Source organism: Enterococcus canis NBRC 100695 (genome assembly GCF_001544375.1).
Classification (GTDB): domain Bacteria; phylum Bacillota; class Bacilli; order Lactobacillales; family Enterococcaceae; genus Enterococcus_H; species Enterococcus_H canis.
Window position 1 is genome coordinate 338,299 of sequence record NZ_BCQJ01000003.1, and the last position, 17,326, is coordinate 355,624.

Annotated in this window: 15 protein-coding genes and 1 tRNA gene; 6 read left to right on the forward strand and 10 right to left on the reverse strand. The window is 43.2% G+C overall.

Annotated elements, in window-relative coordinates; genetic code table 11:
- Positions 1-194: 194 nt before the first annotated feature.
- From uvrC to zapA, 5 genes are all read right to left on the reverse strand, one after another.
- Positions 195-1,988: an excinuclease ABC subunit UvrC gene (uvrC, locus tag ECA01S_RS06910; RefSeq protein ID WP_067393095.1), complete on the reverse strand. Its 1,794-nt coding sequence runs from the start codon at positions 1,986-1,988 to the stop codon at positions 195-197.
- 108 nt (positions 1,989-2,096) lie between these two features.
- Positions 2,097-2,411 carry a thioredoxin gene (gene trxA, locus ECA01S_RS06915; RefSeq protein WP_067393097.1) on the reverse strand — a complete coding sequence of 105 codons (315 nt, stop codon included), beginning with the start codon at positions 2,409-2,411 and terminating at the stop codon, positions 2,097-2,099.
- Between the two features lie 99 nt (positions 2,412-2,510).
- Positions 2,511-4,868 (reverse strand): endonuclease MutS2, encoded by a 2,358-nt coding sequence (locus tag ECA01S_RS06920; RefSeq protein ID WP_067393099.1) that lies wholly within the window; start codon positions 4,866-4,868, stop codon positions 2,511-2,513.
- A 50-nt stretch (positions 4,869-4,918) separates the two neighbouring features.
- Positions 4,919-5,464: a CvpA family protein gene (locus ECA01S_RS06925; RefSeq protein ID WP_067393102.1), complete on the reverse strand. Its 546-nt coding sequence runs from the start codon at positions 5,462-5,464 to the stop codon at positions 4,919-4,921.
- 13 nt (positions 5,465-5,477) lie between these two features.
- On the reverse strand, positions 5,478-5,912 hold the full coding sequence (zapA, locus tag ECA01S_RS06930; RefSeq protein ID WP_067393105.1) for a cell division protein ZapA: 435 nt from the start codon (positions 5,910-5,912) through the stop codon (positions 5,478-5,480).
- A 191-nt stretch (positions 5,913-6,103) separates the two neighbouring features.
- On the opposite strand from zapA, the gene rnhC reads away from it, so the two are divergent.
- Positions 6,104-7,024, forward strand: coding sequence for a ribonuclease HIII (rnhC, locus tag ECA01S_RS06935; RefSeq protein WP_067393106.1), 921 nt, complete (start codon positions 6,104-6,106; stop codon positions 7,022-7,024).
- Positions 7,025-7,061: 37 nt separating this feature from the next.
- Here rnhC and ECA01S_RS14155 read toward each other — a convergent pair whose 3' ends face one another.
- Positions 7,062-7,217 carry a sodium ion-translocating decarboxylase subunit beta gene (locus ECA01S_RS14155; protein WP_143139580.1) on the reverse strand — a complete coding sequence of 52 codons (156 nt, stop codon included), beginning with the start codon at positions 7,215-7,217 and terminating at the stop codon, positions 7,062-7,064.
- Between the two features lie 245 nt (positions 7,218-7,462).
- Here ECA01S_RS14155 and ECA01S_RS06940 point away from each other — a divergent pair.
- Positions 7,463-7,535 (forward strand) — tRNA-Lys (locus tag ECA01S_RS06940).
- A 161-nt stretch (positions 7,536-7,696) separates the two neighbouring features.
- Here ECA01S_RS06940 and ECA01S_RS14160 read toward each other — a convergent pair.
- Genes ECA01S_RS14160 through ECA01S_RS06950 form a run of 3 tightly spaced genes read right to left on the reverse strand, consistent with a single transcriptional unit; the run spans position 7,697 to position 10,438 of the window.
- Entirely contained in the window at positions 7,697-7,828 is a 132-nt protein-coding gene (locus ECA01S_RS14160; protein WP_143139579.1) for a FeoB-associated Cys-rich membrane protein, read from the reverse strand.
- 4 nt (positions 7,829-7,832) lie between these two features.
- Positions 7,833-9,968 carry a ferrous iron transport protein B gene (gene feoB, locus ECA01S_RS06945; protein ID WP_067393109.1) on the reverse strand — a complete coding sequence of 712 codons (2,136 nt, stop codon included), beginning with the start codon at positions 9,966-9,968 and terminating at the stop codon, positions 7,833-7,835.
- Positions 9,965-10,438 (reverse strand): ferrous iron transport protein A, encoded by a 474-nt coding sequence (locus ECA01S_RS06950; protein WP_067393112.1) that lies wholly within the window; start codon positions 10,436-10,438, stop codon positions 9,965-9,967. Before ECA01S_RS06950 ends, feoB begins: the two co-directional genes overlap by 4 nt.
- Positions 10,439-10,759: 321 nt before the next feature.
- Between ECA01S_RS06950 and nrdH the strand changes: the two genes are divergently transcribed.
- The 3 genes from nrdH to nrdF all read left to right on the forward strand — a co-directional run bounded on the left by nrdH (position 10,760) and on the right by nrdF (position 14,184).
- Complete coding sequence (nrdH, locus tag ECA01S_RS06955; protein ID WP_082703267.1) at positions 10,760-10,993, forward strand: glutaredoxin-like protein NrdH; 234 nt, start codon at positions 10,760-10,762, stop codon at positions 10,991-10,993.
- 65 nt (positions 10,994-11,058) lie between these two features.
- Complete coding sequence (gene nrdE, locus ECA01S_RS06960) at positions 11,059-13,206, forward strand: class 1b ribonucleoside-diphosphate reductase subunit alpha (RefSeq protein WP_067393117.1); 2,148 nt, start codon at positions 11,059-11,061, stop codon at positions 13,204-13,206.
- 12 nt (positions 13,207-13,218) lie between these two features.
- Positions 13,219-14,184 carry a class 1b ribonucleoside-diphosphate reductase subunit beta gene (nrdF, locus tag ECA01S_RS06965; RefSeq protein WP_067393119.1) on the forward strand — a complete coding sequence of 322 codons (966 nt, stop codon included), beginning with the start codon at positions 13,219-13,221 and terminating at the stop codon, positions 14,182-14,184.
- Positions 14,185-14,256: 72 nt separating this feature from the next.
- On the opposite strand, the gene ECA01S_RS06970 is transcribed toward nrdF, so the two are convergent.
- Positions 14,257-14,604, reverse strand: a complete 348-nt coding sequence (locus tag ECA01S_RS06970) for an iron chaperone (protein WP_071858945.1) — start codon at positions 14,602-14,604, stop codon at positions 14,257-14,259.
- A 173-nt stretch (positions 14,605-14,777) separates the two neighbouring features.
- On the opposite strand from ECA01S_RS06970, the gene ECA01S_RS06975 reads away from it, so the two are divergent.
- Positions 14,778-17,324, forward strand: a complete 2,547-nt coding sequence (locus tag ECA01S_RS06975) for an HAD-IC family P-type ATPase (protein ID WP_067393125.1) — start codon at positions 14,778-14,780, stop codon at positions 17,322-17,324.
- Positions 17,325-17,326 lie beyond the last annotated feature (2 nt).

Below are 17,326 nucleotides of genomic sequence, written 5' to 3' on the forward strand. Positions count from 1 at the left end.
ATACCCTCCTTTGAACCTTGGTTTCTTCTCATATGCTACCTGTATTTTAATAACTCGTCAATTTAAATTATAATCAGACCTAGTGATTTTTCTGAATCTTTTTACTATTCAGTGTCATGGCGACTTTTCAACTGGCATAGGAGCACTGACCATTACGCCTTTTTTCCATAAAAAAAGCTGGAGTTATACTCCAGCTAATTTTGTTCCGGTTCGGTTTCTTCATGTAACTTGCGGTAAACATTTTCAGCTACATTTTGCGGTAGTCCCGCCGTTTTTAATTCCTCTACGGAAGCCGCCGTCATATTTTTCAATGATTTAAAAGTCCGTAGCAAGTTTTTCTTGCGTTTTGGTCCCAGTCCTTCGATTTCATCCAGTTTAGAAGCAAAGCTATTTTTACTTCTAAGCTGACGGTGGAAGGTGATGGCAAAACGGTGAACTTCATCTTGAACTCGCTGCAATAAGAAAAATTCTTGTGAGTTGCGGGCTAGCGGTACTACGGCTAAATCTGGGCCAAACAATAATTCGCTGGTTTTATGCTTATCATTTTTAGCCAGACCAGCGATGGGGATATCTAAACCTAGTTGATTATCCAGCACATCTTTGGCCGCATCCACTTGTCCTTTTCCGCCATCAATCAAAATCAAGTCAGGGAAAGGTAAGCCTTCTTTTAATACCCGTGCATAGCGGCGATAGATTACTTCCCGCATTGAGGCATAGTCATCCGGCCCTTTGACAGTTTTGATTTTATACTTACGGTATTCATTTTTAGCCGGCTTGCCGTCAATAAAGACCACCATTGCGGATACCGGATCGGTCCCCATAATATTGGAGTTATCAAAGGCCTCAATACGGGTCGGCGTTGGGATATTCATGGCATCGCCTAACCGTTCAGCTGCACCAATTGTGCGTTCTTGTTTCCGTACAATCAAATCGAATTTTTCCTGTAAAGCCACCCGGGCATTTTTATTGGCTAACTCCACTAATTTTTTCTTTTCCCCCCGTTGTGGCTGTAATACTTTAGTGGCTAGCATGGCCTCCACACTGGCTTTGTCAATATCATTGGGAATCAACACTTCTCGAGGAATAAAGTGTTCATTTTCTTGGTAAAATTGGCCCACGTAGGTCAAAAAATCGTCTGGTGCTTCATCGTAAAACGGAAACAGCGAAACATCGCGCTCAATCAGCTTCCCTTGACGAATAAAGAAGACCTGGACACACATCCAACCTTTATCCACTGCATAACCGAAAACATCGCGGTCCACCAAATCAGCATTGGTCATTTTTTGCCGTGTCATGACGGTTTCGATGGCCTTGATTTGATCACGGTATTCCGCCGCTTTTTCAAACTCCATGTTTTCTGCAGCTTGTGCCATTTTCGCCTCAAGATCTGTTTGGATTGCAGTATGACCGCCATTTAAAAAGCGTTTGATTTCTTCCACCATCTCCGTATACCGTTGCTTAGGAATATCAAAGACGCAGGGTGCCAAACACTGACCCATATGGTAATAGAGACAGACCTCTTTAGGCAAAACCTTACATTTCCGCAGCGGGAATAGGCGGTCCAATAGTTTTTTCGTTTCATTAGCCGCCCCCACATCGGGATACGGTCCAAAATACAAGGCTTTATCCTTCAAGACCTTCCGGGTAATCAACAAGCGCGGATAGTCTTCGTTGGTGATTTTAATGAAAGGATAGCTCTTGTCATCCTTCAACATAATGTTGTATTTAGGATTATTTTTGTGAATCAAATTGATTTCCAGCAGCAAAGCTTCAATATTTGATTCCGTCACAATATATTCAAAATCCTCAATCTCACTGACGAGGCGTTCAGTTTTGGTGTCATGACTGCCTGTGAAATAAGAACGTACTCGATTTTTCAATACCTTGGCTTTCCCAACGTAGATAATCGTGCCGTTTTTATCTTTCATCAAATAACAGCCTGGTTGATCTGGCAATAGTGCCAGTTTGTTTTTGATTCTCTCGTTCATAAGGACTCCTTTCTATCCCTCTATTATACCACCTTCGTCAATCATCACCTGTCAAAATGCCCAAAAGAAAAGAGCCTGCGATAACTGCCGCAGACTCCTTTGAACTTTTTATAAGTATTGGTCAACCATAGTCCGTAATTGGTCTTTCGAATGAACACCAATCGCTTTTTCAACTACTTCGCCATCTTTTTTCAAGACTAAAGTAGGAATACTCATGATACCGAAAGCACGTGGTGTATCGGGATTTTCATCCACATCCATCTTCACGATTTTCAATTCTTCCTCAGCGTATTCTTCTCCCAATTGTTCTAAAATAGGTGCTTGCATCCGACAAGGGCCACACCAAGTTGCCCAAAAGTCGATTAAGACAAGCCCTTTGTCAGTTTCTTGTGCAAAGTCTTTATCTGTAATTGCTTGTGACATAGTTCTTCCTCCTTTGATGTTTTACTAGAAGCATTGTAGCACGCTTCGATTGATTCCTCTAATAATCTGCTTGTAAATAGAAATCATTCCTATTTAGGCTTATTTAAATTTCACGATGGTCGCACCATTACCGCCTTGATTGGCTGGCGCAAACTCAAAGCTAGCAACACTGCGATGATTTTTCAAATAGTCTGTAATACCTTGCCGCAGTGCTCCGGTTCCCTTACCATGCACGATGGTCACTTGTGGGTAGCCAGCTAGTAAAGCCGCATCCAAATATTGATCGACTTCTTTCAAGGCCTCCTCATAGCGTTTGCCGCGCAAATCGAGCTGTGTTTCTACATGACTGGCCGAAGTCGAACGGACCGCTGTTACCCGTTGTTTCGGTTCTGGCGCTGGACTAACCGGCGTCATATCGTCCTCTGAAACCGTCATTTTCAAAATACCTAGCTGCACTTGCCAATCGTTGCCCACTTTTTTCAATAGGGTCCCTCGTTGACCATAAGTTTCCACGATTACTTCGTCGCCGGCTTTTAATTTCTTTTGTTCCTTCGCTTTACGTAACACTTTATTTTTTTGGAGATGTTCCTCTTGCTTCAAACCAGACAAGCGTGTCTTAGCTTCAATCAATTCATGCTCTTTGACTCCGCCATATTGTCCCGCTTGCTGCATCTTGCGAATATCGGCAATAATCTGTTCGGCTTGTTCTTCTGCCTGTTTCACCAATTCATTGGCCTTTTGACGGGCTTTAGCCAGCTCTTTTTCCCGCTCTTCATAAAAGGCCGCATAAGCCGTACTCAACTCTTGATGTAAGGTTTCAGCCTCTGCGACATGATGTCGAACTTCCAAATACTCCGTTTCCGCAGCTTTACGACGGTTTTCCAAATCTGCAATCATTTCATTCAAATCTTGGCTTTCGCCGTCCATGATCTGTTTGGCGCTCTCAATAATATCCGGTGCCAAACCTAAACGTTTAGAAATTTCAAAGGCATTACTACGCCCCGGAACCCCAATCAATAATCGATACGTTGGTCGTAAGGTATCGACATCAAATTCCATACTGGCGTTGATCGTCCCGGGGCGGTTATAGCCGTAGACCTTTAACTCTGGATAGTGGGTAGTCGCCATTACATAGGCACTTTTCGCACCTAAAGCATCTAAAATGGAGATGGCCAACGCGGCCCCTTCTTGCGGGTCAGTCCCCGCCCCAAGTTCATCAAATAGTACCAGACTGCGTTCATCTACCCGGTCCAAGACTTGTACAATATTCGTCATATGAGAAGAGAAGGTACTGAGGGATTGTTCAATGGACTGCTCATCGCCAATATCAGCAAAAATTTCATGGAAGATGCCCATTTGGCTGTCTTCCCCCGCAGGAATAGGTAAACCTGCCTGACCCATCAACTGTAACAAGCCGAGCGTTTTTAATGTGATGGTCTTCCCACCGGTATTCGGTCCGGTAATAACCACCGCTTGATAGTCTTTGCCAATCATAATATCGTTTGCGACTACTTGATCAGGATCAATCAAGGGATGCCGCGCTTGTTTAAAGACTACTTGATTTTCGGAACTGATAGCAGGGACGATACCCTTGATTTCACTACCATAACGCGCCTTCGCTTGAATCAGGTCCAAACGGCCAATGACATAAGCATTTTGCAAAATCTCTTGGCGATAAGGCACCAGCTCAGCCGACAATTCCGCTAAAATTCGTTCGATTTCTTGACGCTCAGCAATTTGTTGCTGCCGCAGACGGTTATTTAGCTCCACAATTTGTTTGGGCTCAATAAACAAGGTTTGACCGGAAGCACTTTGGTCGTGAACGACACCACCAAAAACGCCGCGATATTCTTGCTTAACTGGAATCACGTAACGTTCGTTGCGCATCGTCACAATGGCATCACTTAAATAGCGGGCATTTTTCCCGCGAACGATCCCATCTAATTGTTCCCGGACATTTTGTTCACTACGACGGATTTGATTACGGATGCCCTTTAATTCTGGCGAGGCTTCGTCTGTCACGCGGCCATCCTCATCAATCGCCGTGCGCAACCGTCGATTTAATTCCGGCAATGCCACCAATTTTTCTTGCCAGTCATATAAACGAATGAACTCGATTTCCTTTTCGTGCATTTCTGCAAAGAAATCGACTAATTCCTTCGTTGTTTGTAAAACACGGCTGACTTGCGCCAACTCGATACCATTAAGATTGGCACCAATCTCAATTCGCTTCATGTGGGGGCGAATATTTTCCAACTTAGGCACTGGAATTCCACCACGCAGCCGCTGGACTTTCAAGCCATCTTCGGATTCGTCCAAGCGTTCTTGGATTTTACTTTGATCTGTTAAAGGCTCCAAGTGCAAGACTTCTTCTTGTCCTTGCGCTGTCACCAAATATTGTCCTAATTGCTGTTTGACTTGGTCAAAAGCTAAGGTTCTTAAAATTCGTTCGTTCATATTTTCACTCCTTTACAAAAAAGAAACCAGGTAGCAGCATGCTGTCCTGGCTAAATCATTTGCTCGATCCACATATGGTAAATATCTTTCGTAAAGATCGGGGTATGTTCGACAATAAAGCGTGCCAAGCCACTTTGTGCAAATTGGTGTTGAATCATATCCATCGGAATCAGCGACAAGATACTCAGCAACAGGAACAAGCCAATATAAACCACGGCAAAGCTTAAAATACCACCGGCTAAACCATTCATCTGCTTTAGAATCGGCATATACATCAGTCCCCGTACCAAAATCCCTACAAAGCGCGTCAGCAGCCAGCCAATAAATAAAATCAGCAGAAAAGCGACAGCCGCGTAAAAAGCTTGGTCCAACTCCAGGGTAATCGTCTGATCAAAAAAGACCAGCTTTGTATCTGGTGTGGCAGAAGGATACGGTACATATAACTCTAATTTAGGTGCTAAGTCTAAATAAAAGGTCTTGGCTGCCAAGTAAGACAGCAGATACCCGCCTGTATAGACTAATTGTAAGGCTAAGCCACGGCGAACACCGGAATAAAATCCTACCACTAAAACTAAAATGATCAGGATAGTCAGCATATTGAAACCTCTCTTAACTATTCGCTTTTTGTTGGATCTGACGTTTGCGATTTTCGTTTAATATTTGTTGGGCTTCCACGTGGTTATGAATCTCACGGTCATCCCCGTTCTCTTTTAAGACTTGCCGAGCTTCCTGCTCGATTGCTTCGATGCGTTTCACCCGATTTTCCAGCTCTACTAACCGCACCGCTTGTTTCTTATATTCTGCTTCTTCTTTTTCTAAGCGCAAAACTTGTTCTTGTTTTTTCAACTGGTCAGACAAGGCATTTACCGCCAGCAAAATAGCCGCATCTTCATCTGAGGTTTGTGGCGACATTTTTTTGATCTCTGTCAATTGTTCATTGACCAGTTTAGTCACCATGTCCATATGATGCTTGCTTTCATTTCCAATAATCGTATACGTATGATTAGCGATCACGGCTTTGTATCGTTTTCGTTCTTGAGCCATTTCGATCGTCCCCTCCTGTAGTCCGTTAACGCTCATTTTACCACGAAATTCTCCGTCTTGTCGCAAAAAAGCGCGAAAAAAGACTTTCTTATTATAAAATAAAGTCTTCTGATTGGAAAGCCCCCTGTTTTCTCTCCCATTTCTTTATGCTAGACTGAGACACACAACCAATTTAGAAAAGAGGATGTTTCATGAGTCAAGCCGTTATTACGGTCACCCCCGCCGTCATTGAAAAAATGAAGACTACCTATCAAGCCCATCTTGCCCCCAAAGCTCCGCCTTATAGTATCTTTAGCGCCAAAAAAAACGGCGTGACGATTACGGCTTATCGTTCAGGCAAAGTCATGTTCCAAGGTGGTAACGCCGAAGCCGAGGCCGCTAAATGGGCCACAGTCCCTGCCAGTAGCGGCAAGGCTGTCTCTAAAACCAAAACAGCTGGACTGCCGGCCGGCTTTGCTGGCTGGTCCGTTATCGGCAGTGATGAGGTAGGCAATGGCAGCTATTTTGGCCCGTTGACCGTTTGCGCTGCCTTTGCTGACCGCGAGCACTTAGCCTATTTGAAAGAATTAGGCGTGCGGGATTCAAAAGAATTGACCGATCCGCAAATCCGCATTTTAGCTGAAAAAATCAAGCAAGCCATTCCTTATCAATTACTGGTGGTAGCGCCGGAAAAATACAACCAGATTCAACCACAATACAATGCGGTGCGCATGAAGGTCGCTCTGCACAACCAAGCAATTCGGTTGTTACTACAAAAAATTGCACCCCAAACACCCGATGCAATCTTAATTGACCAGTTCACCCCAGAAGCGAATTATCGTAAATATTTACGACAAGAAGCGCAACCAGTCACGCAAAATCTCTATTTTACAACCAAGGGCGAACAGTATCATTTGGCAGTGGCGGCCGCATCCATTGTTAGCCGGGCAGCTTTTCTTGATTGGCTCGATGAAGCCTCCAAAGAATTAGGACTAACCGTTCCTTCTGGCGCCGGCAGTAAATCCGATCAAGTCGCTGCTGTCGTCTTAAAAAAAGGTGGTCTGCCGCTCCTTAGCCAATACGTGAAGCTGCATTTTGCTAATACCGAAAAAGCCCAAAAGTTAGTCCGCTAACAAAGAGAGCTTGCCGTTACGGCAAGCTCTCAGACTACTATTTCTTTTTTCGTCTTACCACTATGAAGGCTACTGTTAAGACGATTGCCAAACAGACTACCGCCACTACTGGTACTAAATAACTTGATGTGGCTACCCAAATACTTGTTGGACCATCACTTTGACCAATAATATCAGTACTAGCTTTTTCCATCACAATTTACCTCTGTTATAAGTTTTAGTTTAGATACACTTTTCATTATGTAGAAAATACCTTTTTCGTAAGTCTTAACTATAAGTCAGTATAGCAGACAATCCCAGTCGTGAAAACGGCCGTTACAATCTAATAACTTGTTGTTCCTACGGGCTCTCTTGGCTATTGCTAATATTTTTCACCTGTAAGGCTTAGATATGGCTTGCATGAACGCCGTTTGAGTGCTAGAATACTTTTTGTGGTATGGGCCGTTAGCTCAGTTGGTAGAGCAGCTGACTCTTAATCAGCGGGTCGCGGGTTCGAGCCCCTCACGGCCCATTGGGTGCCAAACCCACGTCATCGGTGCGTTCTTGGCTACTTCGGTAGTTTCGAAAAGAACGTACGCGGTGGCATTTTTTTTGTTTATGGTACGCATTTTTTAAAATATAGGTTTCACAAATAAATAGCAAAAAACGATCACCGTAACGGTGATCGTTTTTTTATTTATGTTGTTCTGTTTTTACCGGGCAGCTAGTATGGCAGTCTTCACAACTTTTACCGCCTTTGACCCGGCGATAAATAATCAGACCGGCACTGCCGAAAATCACAATACTCAGTAAAATTGTTGCCATAGGACTACCCTCTTTCTAAAATGACGATTGGTTTCTCCGTCTGTTTTGGTTTACGTACTAACAAATAAAGCAAAGCTATCACTAACACGCCGGCTAATCCGGTCATGATATTCACCTGTCCGCCTTCCAATAAATGGCCGAATTGATAAAAAACAAAACTTACGAGATAAGCCAGACCGCATTGATAGCTGACTGCCCCGACTGTCCAACGCCAATCGCCCATTTCTCGGTGAATAGCGCCGATAGCTGCAAAACATGGGGCACAGAGTAAGTTGAAAACTAAAAATGAATAGGCAGCTGCTGGCGTAAAGGCGGCTTGCAACGGTGCCCATATCTCAGCACCATTTTCAGAAACCTCTGCCAGGCCACTAAAGAGGATGCCAAATGTACCTAAGACATTTTCTTTGGCTACCAAGCCAGTAATCGTTGCGACGGTTCCCTGCCAGTTGCCCCAACCAATTGGTGCGAAAATTGGTGCTACTACTCGGCCAAGACTAGCTAAAATGCTGTGGTCTTCACTGACTGATTGCAAAGTGAAATTGTAACTAGACAAGAACCAAATCAAGATGCTAGACACAAAAATAATGGTGCCCGCTTTTTTCACGAAGGCGGCCGAACGATCCCACATATGGCGCACGACACTACGTAGCTGCGGCATATGATAATTAGGCAACTCCATAATAAAGGGTGCTGGATCTCCGCTGAATAAGCGGGTCTTCTTCAGGACGATTCCCGATAAAACAATGGCCAGCATACCAATTAGATAGGCAGAAGGCGCCACCCAGCTACTATGCGGGAAAAAGGCCCCCGCAATCAGCGCAATGATGGGGATTTTCGCTGAACAAGGCATAAAGGTCGTAATCATAATCGTCATCCGGCGATCTTTTTCATTTTCTATCGTGCGGCTAGCCATGACGCCAGGTACACCACAACCAGTAGCAATCAACATAGGAATAAAGGATTTACCTGATAAGCCGAATTTACGGAAAAGGCGGTCCATGACAAATGCCACCCGGGCCATATAACCACAATCCTCCAAAAAACCTAAACAAAGGAACAGGACGGCAATCTGTGGTAGAAAGCCTAGCACGGCCCCTACACCTCCAATGATTCCATCTAAAATCAATGACTGCATCCAAGGTGCTACCTCCCAGGCTGCCAGCCAACCACTGACGTTTTCTGGTACGATACGTCCAAATAGCTCATCATTGATCCAATCAGTCCCCATGGTACCGACTGTTTGAATTGATAAATAGTAGATGCCCCACATCACCAAGGCAAAAATCGGCAAAGCCAGCCAGCGATTCGTCACGATGCGGTCGATTTTGTCACTTTGCGTAAATTGAATATCATCTTTCATGGAGCAAAGGGTTGTTAATTTAGTAATAAAATCATAGCGTTCGTTGATCAAAATAGTTTCACTATCATCGCCAAAAATCTTTTCCGTGATTTTGATGACATCTTCGATTTCTTTTTTCTGAATAGAACTCAGATTTAAGCCCTCAGCCGCTTTGGGATCTCGTTCAAATAATTTCACACTGTACCAGCGACTTTGGGCAGATAAAACACTATTACCTAAAATGTCGCTGATTTCAGCTAAGGCCGCTTCGAGACGGTCATCATAAGAAGGATAACTGGCTTGCGGCGGAAATTCATTGGCTGCTTTAACAGCCGCTTTCACTGCCTCTTGCATCCCGCTTCCCTTTAAGGCACTCGCCTCAACCACGGGAATCCCTAACCCGTAACTTAATTTTTCACGATTGATCTGCTGACCATTCTTTTTCACCAAGTCCATCATGTTTAACATCAAGACCACCGGCGTACCCGTTTCCATCAATTGGGTTGTTAAATAGAGGTTACGCTCCAAATTGGTCGCATCCACGACATCTAAAATCACATTGGGACGCCCCTGTAATAAGTAATCCCGGGCCACCACTTCTTCTGGCGTATAAGGTGACAACGAATAAATACCAGGTAAATCTTGAATCAAGATGTCTTTATTTTGTTTATACATGCCTTCCTTGCGTTCCACCGTCACGCCGGGCCAATTTCCCACACGTTGACTGGCGCCCGTCAAGGCGTTGAATGCACTGGTTTTTCCGCTGTTGGGATTTCCCACTAAAGTAATGACTTCTTTCATTCCTGCTCCTCCTTGGCAACTAGAACCAACTGGGCTTCTGACTTCCGCAACGATAACTCATAGCCTCGTAAGGTGATTTCAATCGGATCCCCTAAAGGGGCCGCTTTACGCAAATGCAGCGTCACGCCACGAGTTAGTCCCATATCCATTAAGCGTCGTTTTACCACCCCTTGTCCGTGGATGCTGACTACTGTAGCCGACTCACCCACTGCCAACTGATCCAGTGACAACCAATTTTTTTCGGCAACTGCCGGCTCTGCTACGAAAATATTTTGAAGCATTTCTGGATCTATTGCCAAGCGACTACGATGCAACAAAATGATGGCATGTTTTCCTGACTGCGCGACTAAAGCAATTTTGGCTCCAGGAACTAAGCCTAGATTATGTAAATGTTTGAGCACATCTTCTGAAACGTGCAATTCTTTTATTTCAACGACCTTACCGATTTTTGCTTCCTTTAAAGAAAACATCTTTCCACCTCGTTTGTGAAAAAAGTTCAACGATCTTCAAAAAAAGAGAACTGATATTGAGAATCGTTTTCATTAAGAATACGAGGGACGCGCTCAAAAGTCAATATAAGCGAAAAAAATCTCATGAAAAAAAACTTTTTTTGACCACTTTTTACTTGACACGTATGCCAAAGTAGCATGGGATAAGTTTTCATATCTGTTTCAAAAAACACAAAACTTAGTGTGTTATAACAACCGCAACACAATATATGGTGTTTCTTGATTGACTTTTTTCTCAATACCCTTATACTAAAACTTGTAGATTACAAGGAGGTCATGAAGATGAAACAGGTTATTATTTACTCTAAAAATAATTGTATGCAATGTAAAATGGTGAAACGCTATTTGACTGAAAATCATATTCCTTTTGAAGAAATTAACATTGACGAACAACCCGAAGCCGTTGCTTCATTAAAAGCCCAAGGGTTCCGCAGCGTGCCGGTTATCACCTCAGCGGAAAAAGAATTAACGATCGTTGGTTTCCGACCAGATCAATTGAAACAACTCGCTAGTTAAGGTTTCAGGCTGTTTTCCTTGAAGACAGCCTGTCCTTTTAAGATAAAAAAGGAGTAGTGACGAGTATGACGAATGATGTAACCTATTTTAAACTGAACAACGAAATCAACCGCCCTGTCAATGGCCAAATTCCTCTAAACAAGGATAAAGAAGCCCTGGCAGCTTTTTTTAAGGAAAATGTCGAATTAAAGACGAAAAAATTCGCTTCCTTACGGGAAAAAATTGATTTCTTACTGGATAACGACTATATCGAACGACCTTTTATTGAAAAATATTCCTTTGACTTTATCGAGCAATTATATCAATTCCTAGATGAGCAAAACTTCCAATTTAAGTCCTTTATGGCGGCATATAAATATTATTCTCAATATGCTTTAAAGAGCAATGATGGGACTGAATATTTGGAAAGCTATGAAGACCGGGTTGCCTTCAATGCTTTATATTTCGCAGATGGCGATGAAGCCTTAGCCTTGAGCTTAGCTGACGAAATGATCCACCAACGCTACCAACCAGCCACGCCTTCTTTCCTAAATGCCGGACGCAAACGCCGGGGGGAACTGGTTTCTTGTTTCTTGATCCAAGTAACCGATGATATGAACAGCATCGGCCGATCAATCAACAGTGCGCTTCAACTTTCACGTATCGGCGGTGGCGTGGGAATCACGCTTTCCAACTTGCGGGAAGCCGGCGCACCTATCAAAGGTTATGATGGTGCAGCTAGCGGCGTGGTGCCTGTCATGAAATTATTTGAAGACAGCTTCAGCTACTCTAATCAATTAGGCCAACGACAAGGAGCCGGCGTGGTGTACTTAAATGTTTTCCATCCGGATATTGAAGTGTTCCTTTCTGCTAAAAAAGAAAACGCCGATGAAAAGATTCGGGTAAAAACCCTCTCACTTGGTGTGATTGTGCCGGATAAATTTTATGAACTGACCCGCAAAAATGAAGATATGTACCTTTTCAGTCCTTATAGTGTTGAAAAAGAATACGGCGTACCTTTCTCTTATGTTGATATCACGGCTGAATACGACAACATGGTCGCGAACCCTAATATTCGCAAACAAAAAATCAAAGCCCGTGATTTGGAAAATGAAATCAGCAAACTGCAACAAGAATCTGGTTATCCTTATATTGTCAATATCGATACTGCCAACCGCAGCAATCCAATTGACGGAAAAATCATTATGAGTAACCTTTGTTCTGAGATTCTCCAAGTCCAAACACCTTCCGTACTAGGTGATCAACAAGAATATGATGTTTTGGGAACCGATATTAGCTGTAACTTAGGCTCTACCAATATCGTCAATTTGATGGACAGTCCTGATTTTGGTAAATCAATCGATGCGATGGTGCGGGCTTTAACCTTTGTTACTGATTCTTCTCATATTGAAGTGGTTCCTTCTATTAATAATGGTAACCATTTGAATCACACGATTGGTTTAGGGGCAATGGGTCTGCATACCTATCTCGCTAAAAATCACATGATGTACGGTTCTGAAGAATCCATTGATTTTACTAATATCTATTTCATGTTACTGAACTACTGGACTTTAGTGGCCAGCAATCAAATCGCGAAAGAACGCGGTGCGGTCTTCCATAACTTTGAAAAATCAGCTTATGCGGACGGCTCTTACTTCGATAAATATGTTACCGGTGAATTTCAACCTAAGTTTGACAAGGTCAAAGCCTTGTTTGGCGATATGTTCATTCCAAGTGCGGCTGACTGGGCGGCTTTAAAAGCTGACATCCAAAAATATGGTTTGTATCATCAAAACCGTTTAGCAGTAGCACCAAATGGCTCTATCTCTTATATCAATGATACAAGCGCCAGCATCCATCCAATCACGCGTTTGATTGAAGAACGGCAAGAAAAGAAAATCGGTAAAGTTTATTATCCAGCGCCTTATTTAGCCAATGATACCTTACCTTACTACACTTCTGCCTACGACATGGATATGCGGAAAGTTATTGATATTTATGCGGCAGCGCAAACCCACGTTGACCAAGGCATGAGCTTGACCTTGTTTATGCGTTCTGAAATCCCAGTAGGCATCTACGAATGGAAGCATGGAACGAAACAAACAACCCGTGACTTGAATATCTTACGTCACTACGCCTTCAATAAAGGCATCAAGTCTATTTACTACGTCCGTACCTTTACAGATGATGCGGAAGAAATCGGCAGCAATCAATGCGAAAGCTGTGTCATTTAAGGAGGAAACAACGTGGCTAATACTTATTATGAAGCAATCAACTGGAACGAGATTGAAGATATCATCGACAAATCCACATGGGAAAAATTAACGGAACAATTTTGGCTAGATACCCGCATCCCCCTATCTAATGACTTAGACGACTGGCGGAAGCTTTCTGAGTTGGAAAAACAAACAGTTGGCTACGTCTTTGGCGGCTTGACCCTCTTGGATACGGTTCAATCTGAAAGCGGCATGGACCAACTACGGGACGATGTCCGTACACCTCATGAAGAAGCGGTTTTAAATAATATTCAGTTTATGGAATCTGTCCATGCTAAAAGTTATTCTTCGATTTTCAGTACCTTGAATACTAAAAAAGAGATTGACGATATTTTTGAATGGACCAACACCAACCCTTATTTACAAAAGAAAGCCGAAATGGTCAATGAAATCTACAAAAATGGCACACCACTTGAGAAAAAAATTGCGAGTGTTTTCCTAGAAACCTTCCTATTCTATTCTGGTTTCTATACGCCTTTATACTACTTAGGCAACAATAAGCTAGCCAACGTAGCGGAGATCATCAAATTGATTATTCGGGATGAATCTGTTCACGGAACCTATATCGGCTACAAATTCCAACTAGGTTTTAACGAATTATCTGAGCAAGAACAGAGTGATTTAAAAGATTGGATGTATAATCTGCTGTACGAACTTTACGAAAATGAAGAAAAGTACACGGAACAATTATATGATGAGTTAGGCTGGACAGAAGAAGTCAAAACCTTCCTTCGTTACAATGCCAATAAAGCGTTGATGAATTTAGGGATGGATCCACTCTTCCCTGATACAGCTGATGACGTCAATCCGATCGTAATGAACGGTATCTCAACTGGTACTAGTAATCATGACTTCTTCTCCCAAGTCGGCAATGGCTATCTTTTAGGGAATGTGGAAGCGATGCAAGATGACGATTATCTAATTGGATTAGAATAAGTAAAAGGCTTGATATCAGTTTTGATATCAAGCCTTTTTTCACAAAAAAATTGTAATTTCCAATAAATCAAGTTAGTTTGCAGCCTTAATTTCAGTTAACCGATAAGAAACAATTTTTGCCAGCAGTTCTTTAGGCAGCGGCTCTGTATAGGAAAAGCGGATTGCTCCTTTACTGGTAGGATACTTCGCTAGCTCTTCAGCAAAGTGGGCGATAGGTCCAGGTGTTGGGTACAGACCCCAGTGCTTTTTCGCAGCTGCAAAATAAACCACCGGCTTCCCTAAATAAAAGGCTGGCATTTGATAGCTGATTGTTTCAGTAACGCCAACTGGCATTAATGACTGCAAATAGTGGTACAGCTCCTCCATCAACGCCTGATGTTCTGGGGCAACTTGTGCTAAATAATCGGTAATCTTTATCATTTCCATCACTCCTCGAATACTATCCTAAGTTAAAAAATCTAACCTTTAAGCCTTTTTGAAAACGTAGTCAACGATTGCTCCCCATTTTTTTCAGTCTTCACTGAAATTATCGCCCGTTTTGAAGTCTTCTCCTCCCTATAATAAAGGTATCAACAAATTAGGAGGACATGCCCATGAAATGGTATCAAATCGAGGTAAAACAAGTACTCAATAAACTTAACAGTCACGCCGCTGGTCTTTCAGATGCTGAGAGAGCAACGCGGCTAACCGAACACGGTGAAAATAAAATAGCCGAAAGCCAACAAATCAAACCTTGGCAAAAAATAGTAAAACACTTTACAGATTTACTGATGTTAGTGCTACTCTTCGCCGCCATCTTAAAATTTATCACCGGCGACTTGGTGGAAGGCAGTATTATTCTGTTGGTAGTAATCGTCAATGGCTTGGTCGGTTACTGGCAAGAGCGTAAGGCCGAAGAGTCATTGGACGGTCTAAAACAAATGATGAGCCAAGAAGCTGTTGTTTTAGTAGCGGGGCATAAAAAGACCGTTGCAACAACTTCTCTCGTTCCAGGCGATATTGTCTCCCTCAAAGCTGGTGATGTGGTTCCAGCAGATTTGCGCCTGTTAGAAGTCCATGACTTAGTCGTCGAAGAGGCAATTTTAACCGGCGAGTCCGAGGCTGTTGAAAAAACTACTAAGGCCATTGCCAAAGAGGCGCTGGCTGGCGACCAAAAGAATATGGCCTTTTCAGGCACCCTCGTCCAAGCAGGTTCTGCCATTGGTATCGTGGTTGCCACCGGAAACGAGACCGAAATTGGTAAAATCAATCAGGCTTTGCAATCCGTAACGAGCACTACCACGCCTTTAGTTCGCAAGATGCAGCAATTGAACAAACAGATTTTTCGCGGCATTATGGTCTTGATTTTGTTTCTTGTTTTCTTTACTACGTTCCGTTATGGCATGGAGCTAGACCTGCTTTTCTCTGCAATGATTGCCTTAATCGTTGCCATGATCCCAGAGGGCTTACCGGCGGTTCTGACAATGATTTTGTCATTAGGCGTCAAGGAAATGGCGGCAGAAAATGCGATTATCAAAAGTATGCCTTCCGTTGAGACACTAGGCTCTATGACAGTGATTTGTTCTGACAAAACTGGTACTTTGACGAAAAATGAAATGACCGTGGTTGAAACCAACACCACTGATTCACAACTGCTACTGACCATTATGAATAACTGCCAAGATTTGAAATTACAGGATTCACAACAGGTAGCGGACTTAACAGGAAACCCTACCGAGTTGGCACTATTACAGTATGCAGCAGATGCGAATTTATCGTTACTGCCAGTCCAGGGTAAAATTCCCTTCAGCTCTAGCTATAAATACATGGCTACTATGCACCCAGCTGCTGATATGAACCAGATTTTTATTAAGGGCGCTCCTGAAGTATTACTAGCAAAAGCGCAATTAACTGCTATTGAAAAACAAACCTGGCGTGAGCAGATTTCTGTCTTAGCGAAAAAAGGACAACGAGTATTGGCCTTTGCGACTAAAAAAGTCGCAGCTGGAACAGTCTTGACCCATGAGACTTTACAGGAGCTGACTTTTGTCGGCATTGCCGGAATCATCGACCCACCTAAAGAGAGTGCCATCCAAGCAGTTAAAGAGGCTCAAGGAGCGGGTATCTCCGTTAAAATGATTACGGGGGATCACAAAGATACCGCTCAAGCAATCGGTTTACAAATTGGCTTGAAGCATACCTCACAGGTGCTAGAGGGTATCGAGATTGATCAATTGACAGATGAGGAATTAGCCCGCATTGTTCCAAAAGTCGATATTTTTGCCCGAACTACTCCTGAGCATAAGTTACGGATTGTGACGGCTTTGCAGAATAACGGTGAAGTCGTTGGTATGACTGGTGATGGTGTCAATGATGCGCCTGCTCTCAAGAAAGCAGATATCGGGATCGCAATGGGTATCAAAGGTAGCGAAGTGACGAAGCAAGCCGCTGACATGGTTTTAGCAGACGACAACTTCCATACTATTGCCAAAGCAGTCAAAGAGGGACGCCGGATTTTTGACAATCTAAAAAAGACTATCAACTTCTTCTTACCATCGGCGCTTTCGCAAGGCTTGATTGTTGTTATCGCCCTCCTGATGGATCGCCCCTTACCATTGACACCTGTGCAGATTCTCTGGGTCAATATGGTGACTACCATCACCTTATCCTATGCTCTAGGCTTTGAAAAGGCTAGTAAAGATACGATGCAGCGTCCGCCAAGAGCCATCAACGAGCCCATTTTATCCGGCTATAGTCTCTTCCGGATTGTCTATGTCTCCTTAGTGATCGTCCTACCGGCATACTTCTTGGCACTTCAATTCGACGGTACCGCTCTACAACAGACCATTCTTTTACAAAACATCGTCTTAGCTCAAGCGGTCTACATGCTAAACTGCCGCGAGTTATTGGACCCGACATTAAATAAAAGTATGCTGCAAAACAAAGCGCTCTTCATCTCGTTAGGCCTCTTGTTCTTACTACAAGCCACGGTTGTCTTTGTTCCTTTCGCACAAGCACTGATTGGAACCACCGGACTTAGCGTGACCCAACAACTAATTATTTTCGGTAATGTTATCTTACTCTTCTTGATTGTAGAGATTGAGAAGGCAGTCACTCGTCGCTTCATCAAAAAGCCCATTATTGGCGATATCCGTCAGTAAGC

What these genes read in the sequence shown, in the direction of transcription:
- uvrC (WP_067393095.1), bottom strand. Translation starts at nt 1,988, where the DNA reads ATGAACGAGAGAATCAAAAACAAACTGGCACTATTGCCAGATCAACCA.
- trxA (WP_067393097.1), bottom strand. Translation starts at nt 2,411, where the DNA reads ATGTCACAAGCAATTACAGATAAAGACTTTGCACAAGAAACTGACAAA.
- ECA01S_RS06920 (WP_067393099.1), bottom strand. Translation starts at nt 4,868, where the DNA reads ATGAACGAACGAATTTTAAGAACCTTAGCTTTTGACCAAGTCAAACAG.
- ECA01S_RS06925 (WP_067393102.1), bottom strand. Translation starts at nt 5,464, where the DNA reads ATGCTGACTATCCTGATCATTTTAGTTTTAGTGGTAGGATTTTATTCC.
- zapA (WP_067393105.1), bottom strand. Translation starts at nt 5,912, where the DNA reads ATGGCTCAAGAACGAAAACGATACAAAGCCGTGATCGCTAATCATACG.
- rnhC (WP_067393106.1), top strand. Translation starts at nt 6,104, where the DNA reads ATGAGTCAAGCCGTTATTACGGTCACCCCCGCCGTCATTGAAAAAATG.
- ECA01S_RS14155 (WP_143139580.1), bottom strand. Translation starts at nt 7,217, where the DNA reads ATGGAAAAAGCTAGTACTGATATTATTGGTCAAAGTGATGGTCCAACA.
- ECA01S_RS14160 (WP_143139579.1), bottom strand. Translation starts at nt 7,828, where the DNA reads ATGGCAACAATTTTACTGAGTATTGTGATTTTCGGCAGTGCCGGTCTG.
- feoB (WP_067393109.1), bottom strand. Translation starts at nt 9,968, where the DNA reads ATGAAAGAAGTCATTACTTTAGTGGGAAATCCCAACAGCGGAAAAACC.
- ECA01S_RS06950 (WP_067393112.1), bottom strand. Translation starts at nt 10,438, where the DNA reads ATGTTTTCTTTAAAGGAAGCAAAAATCGGTAAGGTCGTTGAAATAAAA.
- nrdH (WP_082703267.1), top strand. Translation starts at nt 10,760, where the DNA reads ATGAAACAGGTTATTATTTACTCTAAAAATAATTGTATGCAATGTAAA.
- nrdE (WP_067393117.1), top strand. Translation starts at nt 11,059, where the DNA reads ATGACGAATGATGTAACCTATTTTAAACTGAACAACGAAATCAACCGC.
- ECA01S_RS06970 (WP_071858945.1), bottom strand. Translation starts at nt 14,604, where the DNA reads ATGATAAAGATTACCGATTATTTAGCACAAGTTGCCCCAGAACATCAG.
- ECA01S_RS06975 (WP_067393125.1), top strand. Translation starts at nt 14,778, where the DNA reads ATGAAATGGTATCAAATCGAGGTAAAACAAGTACTCAATAAACTTAAC.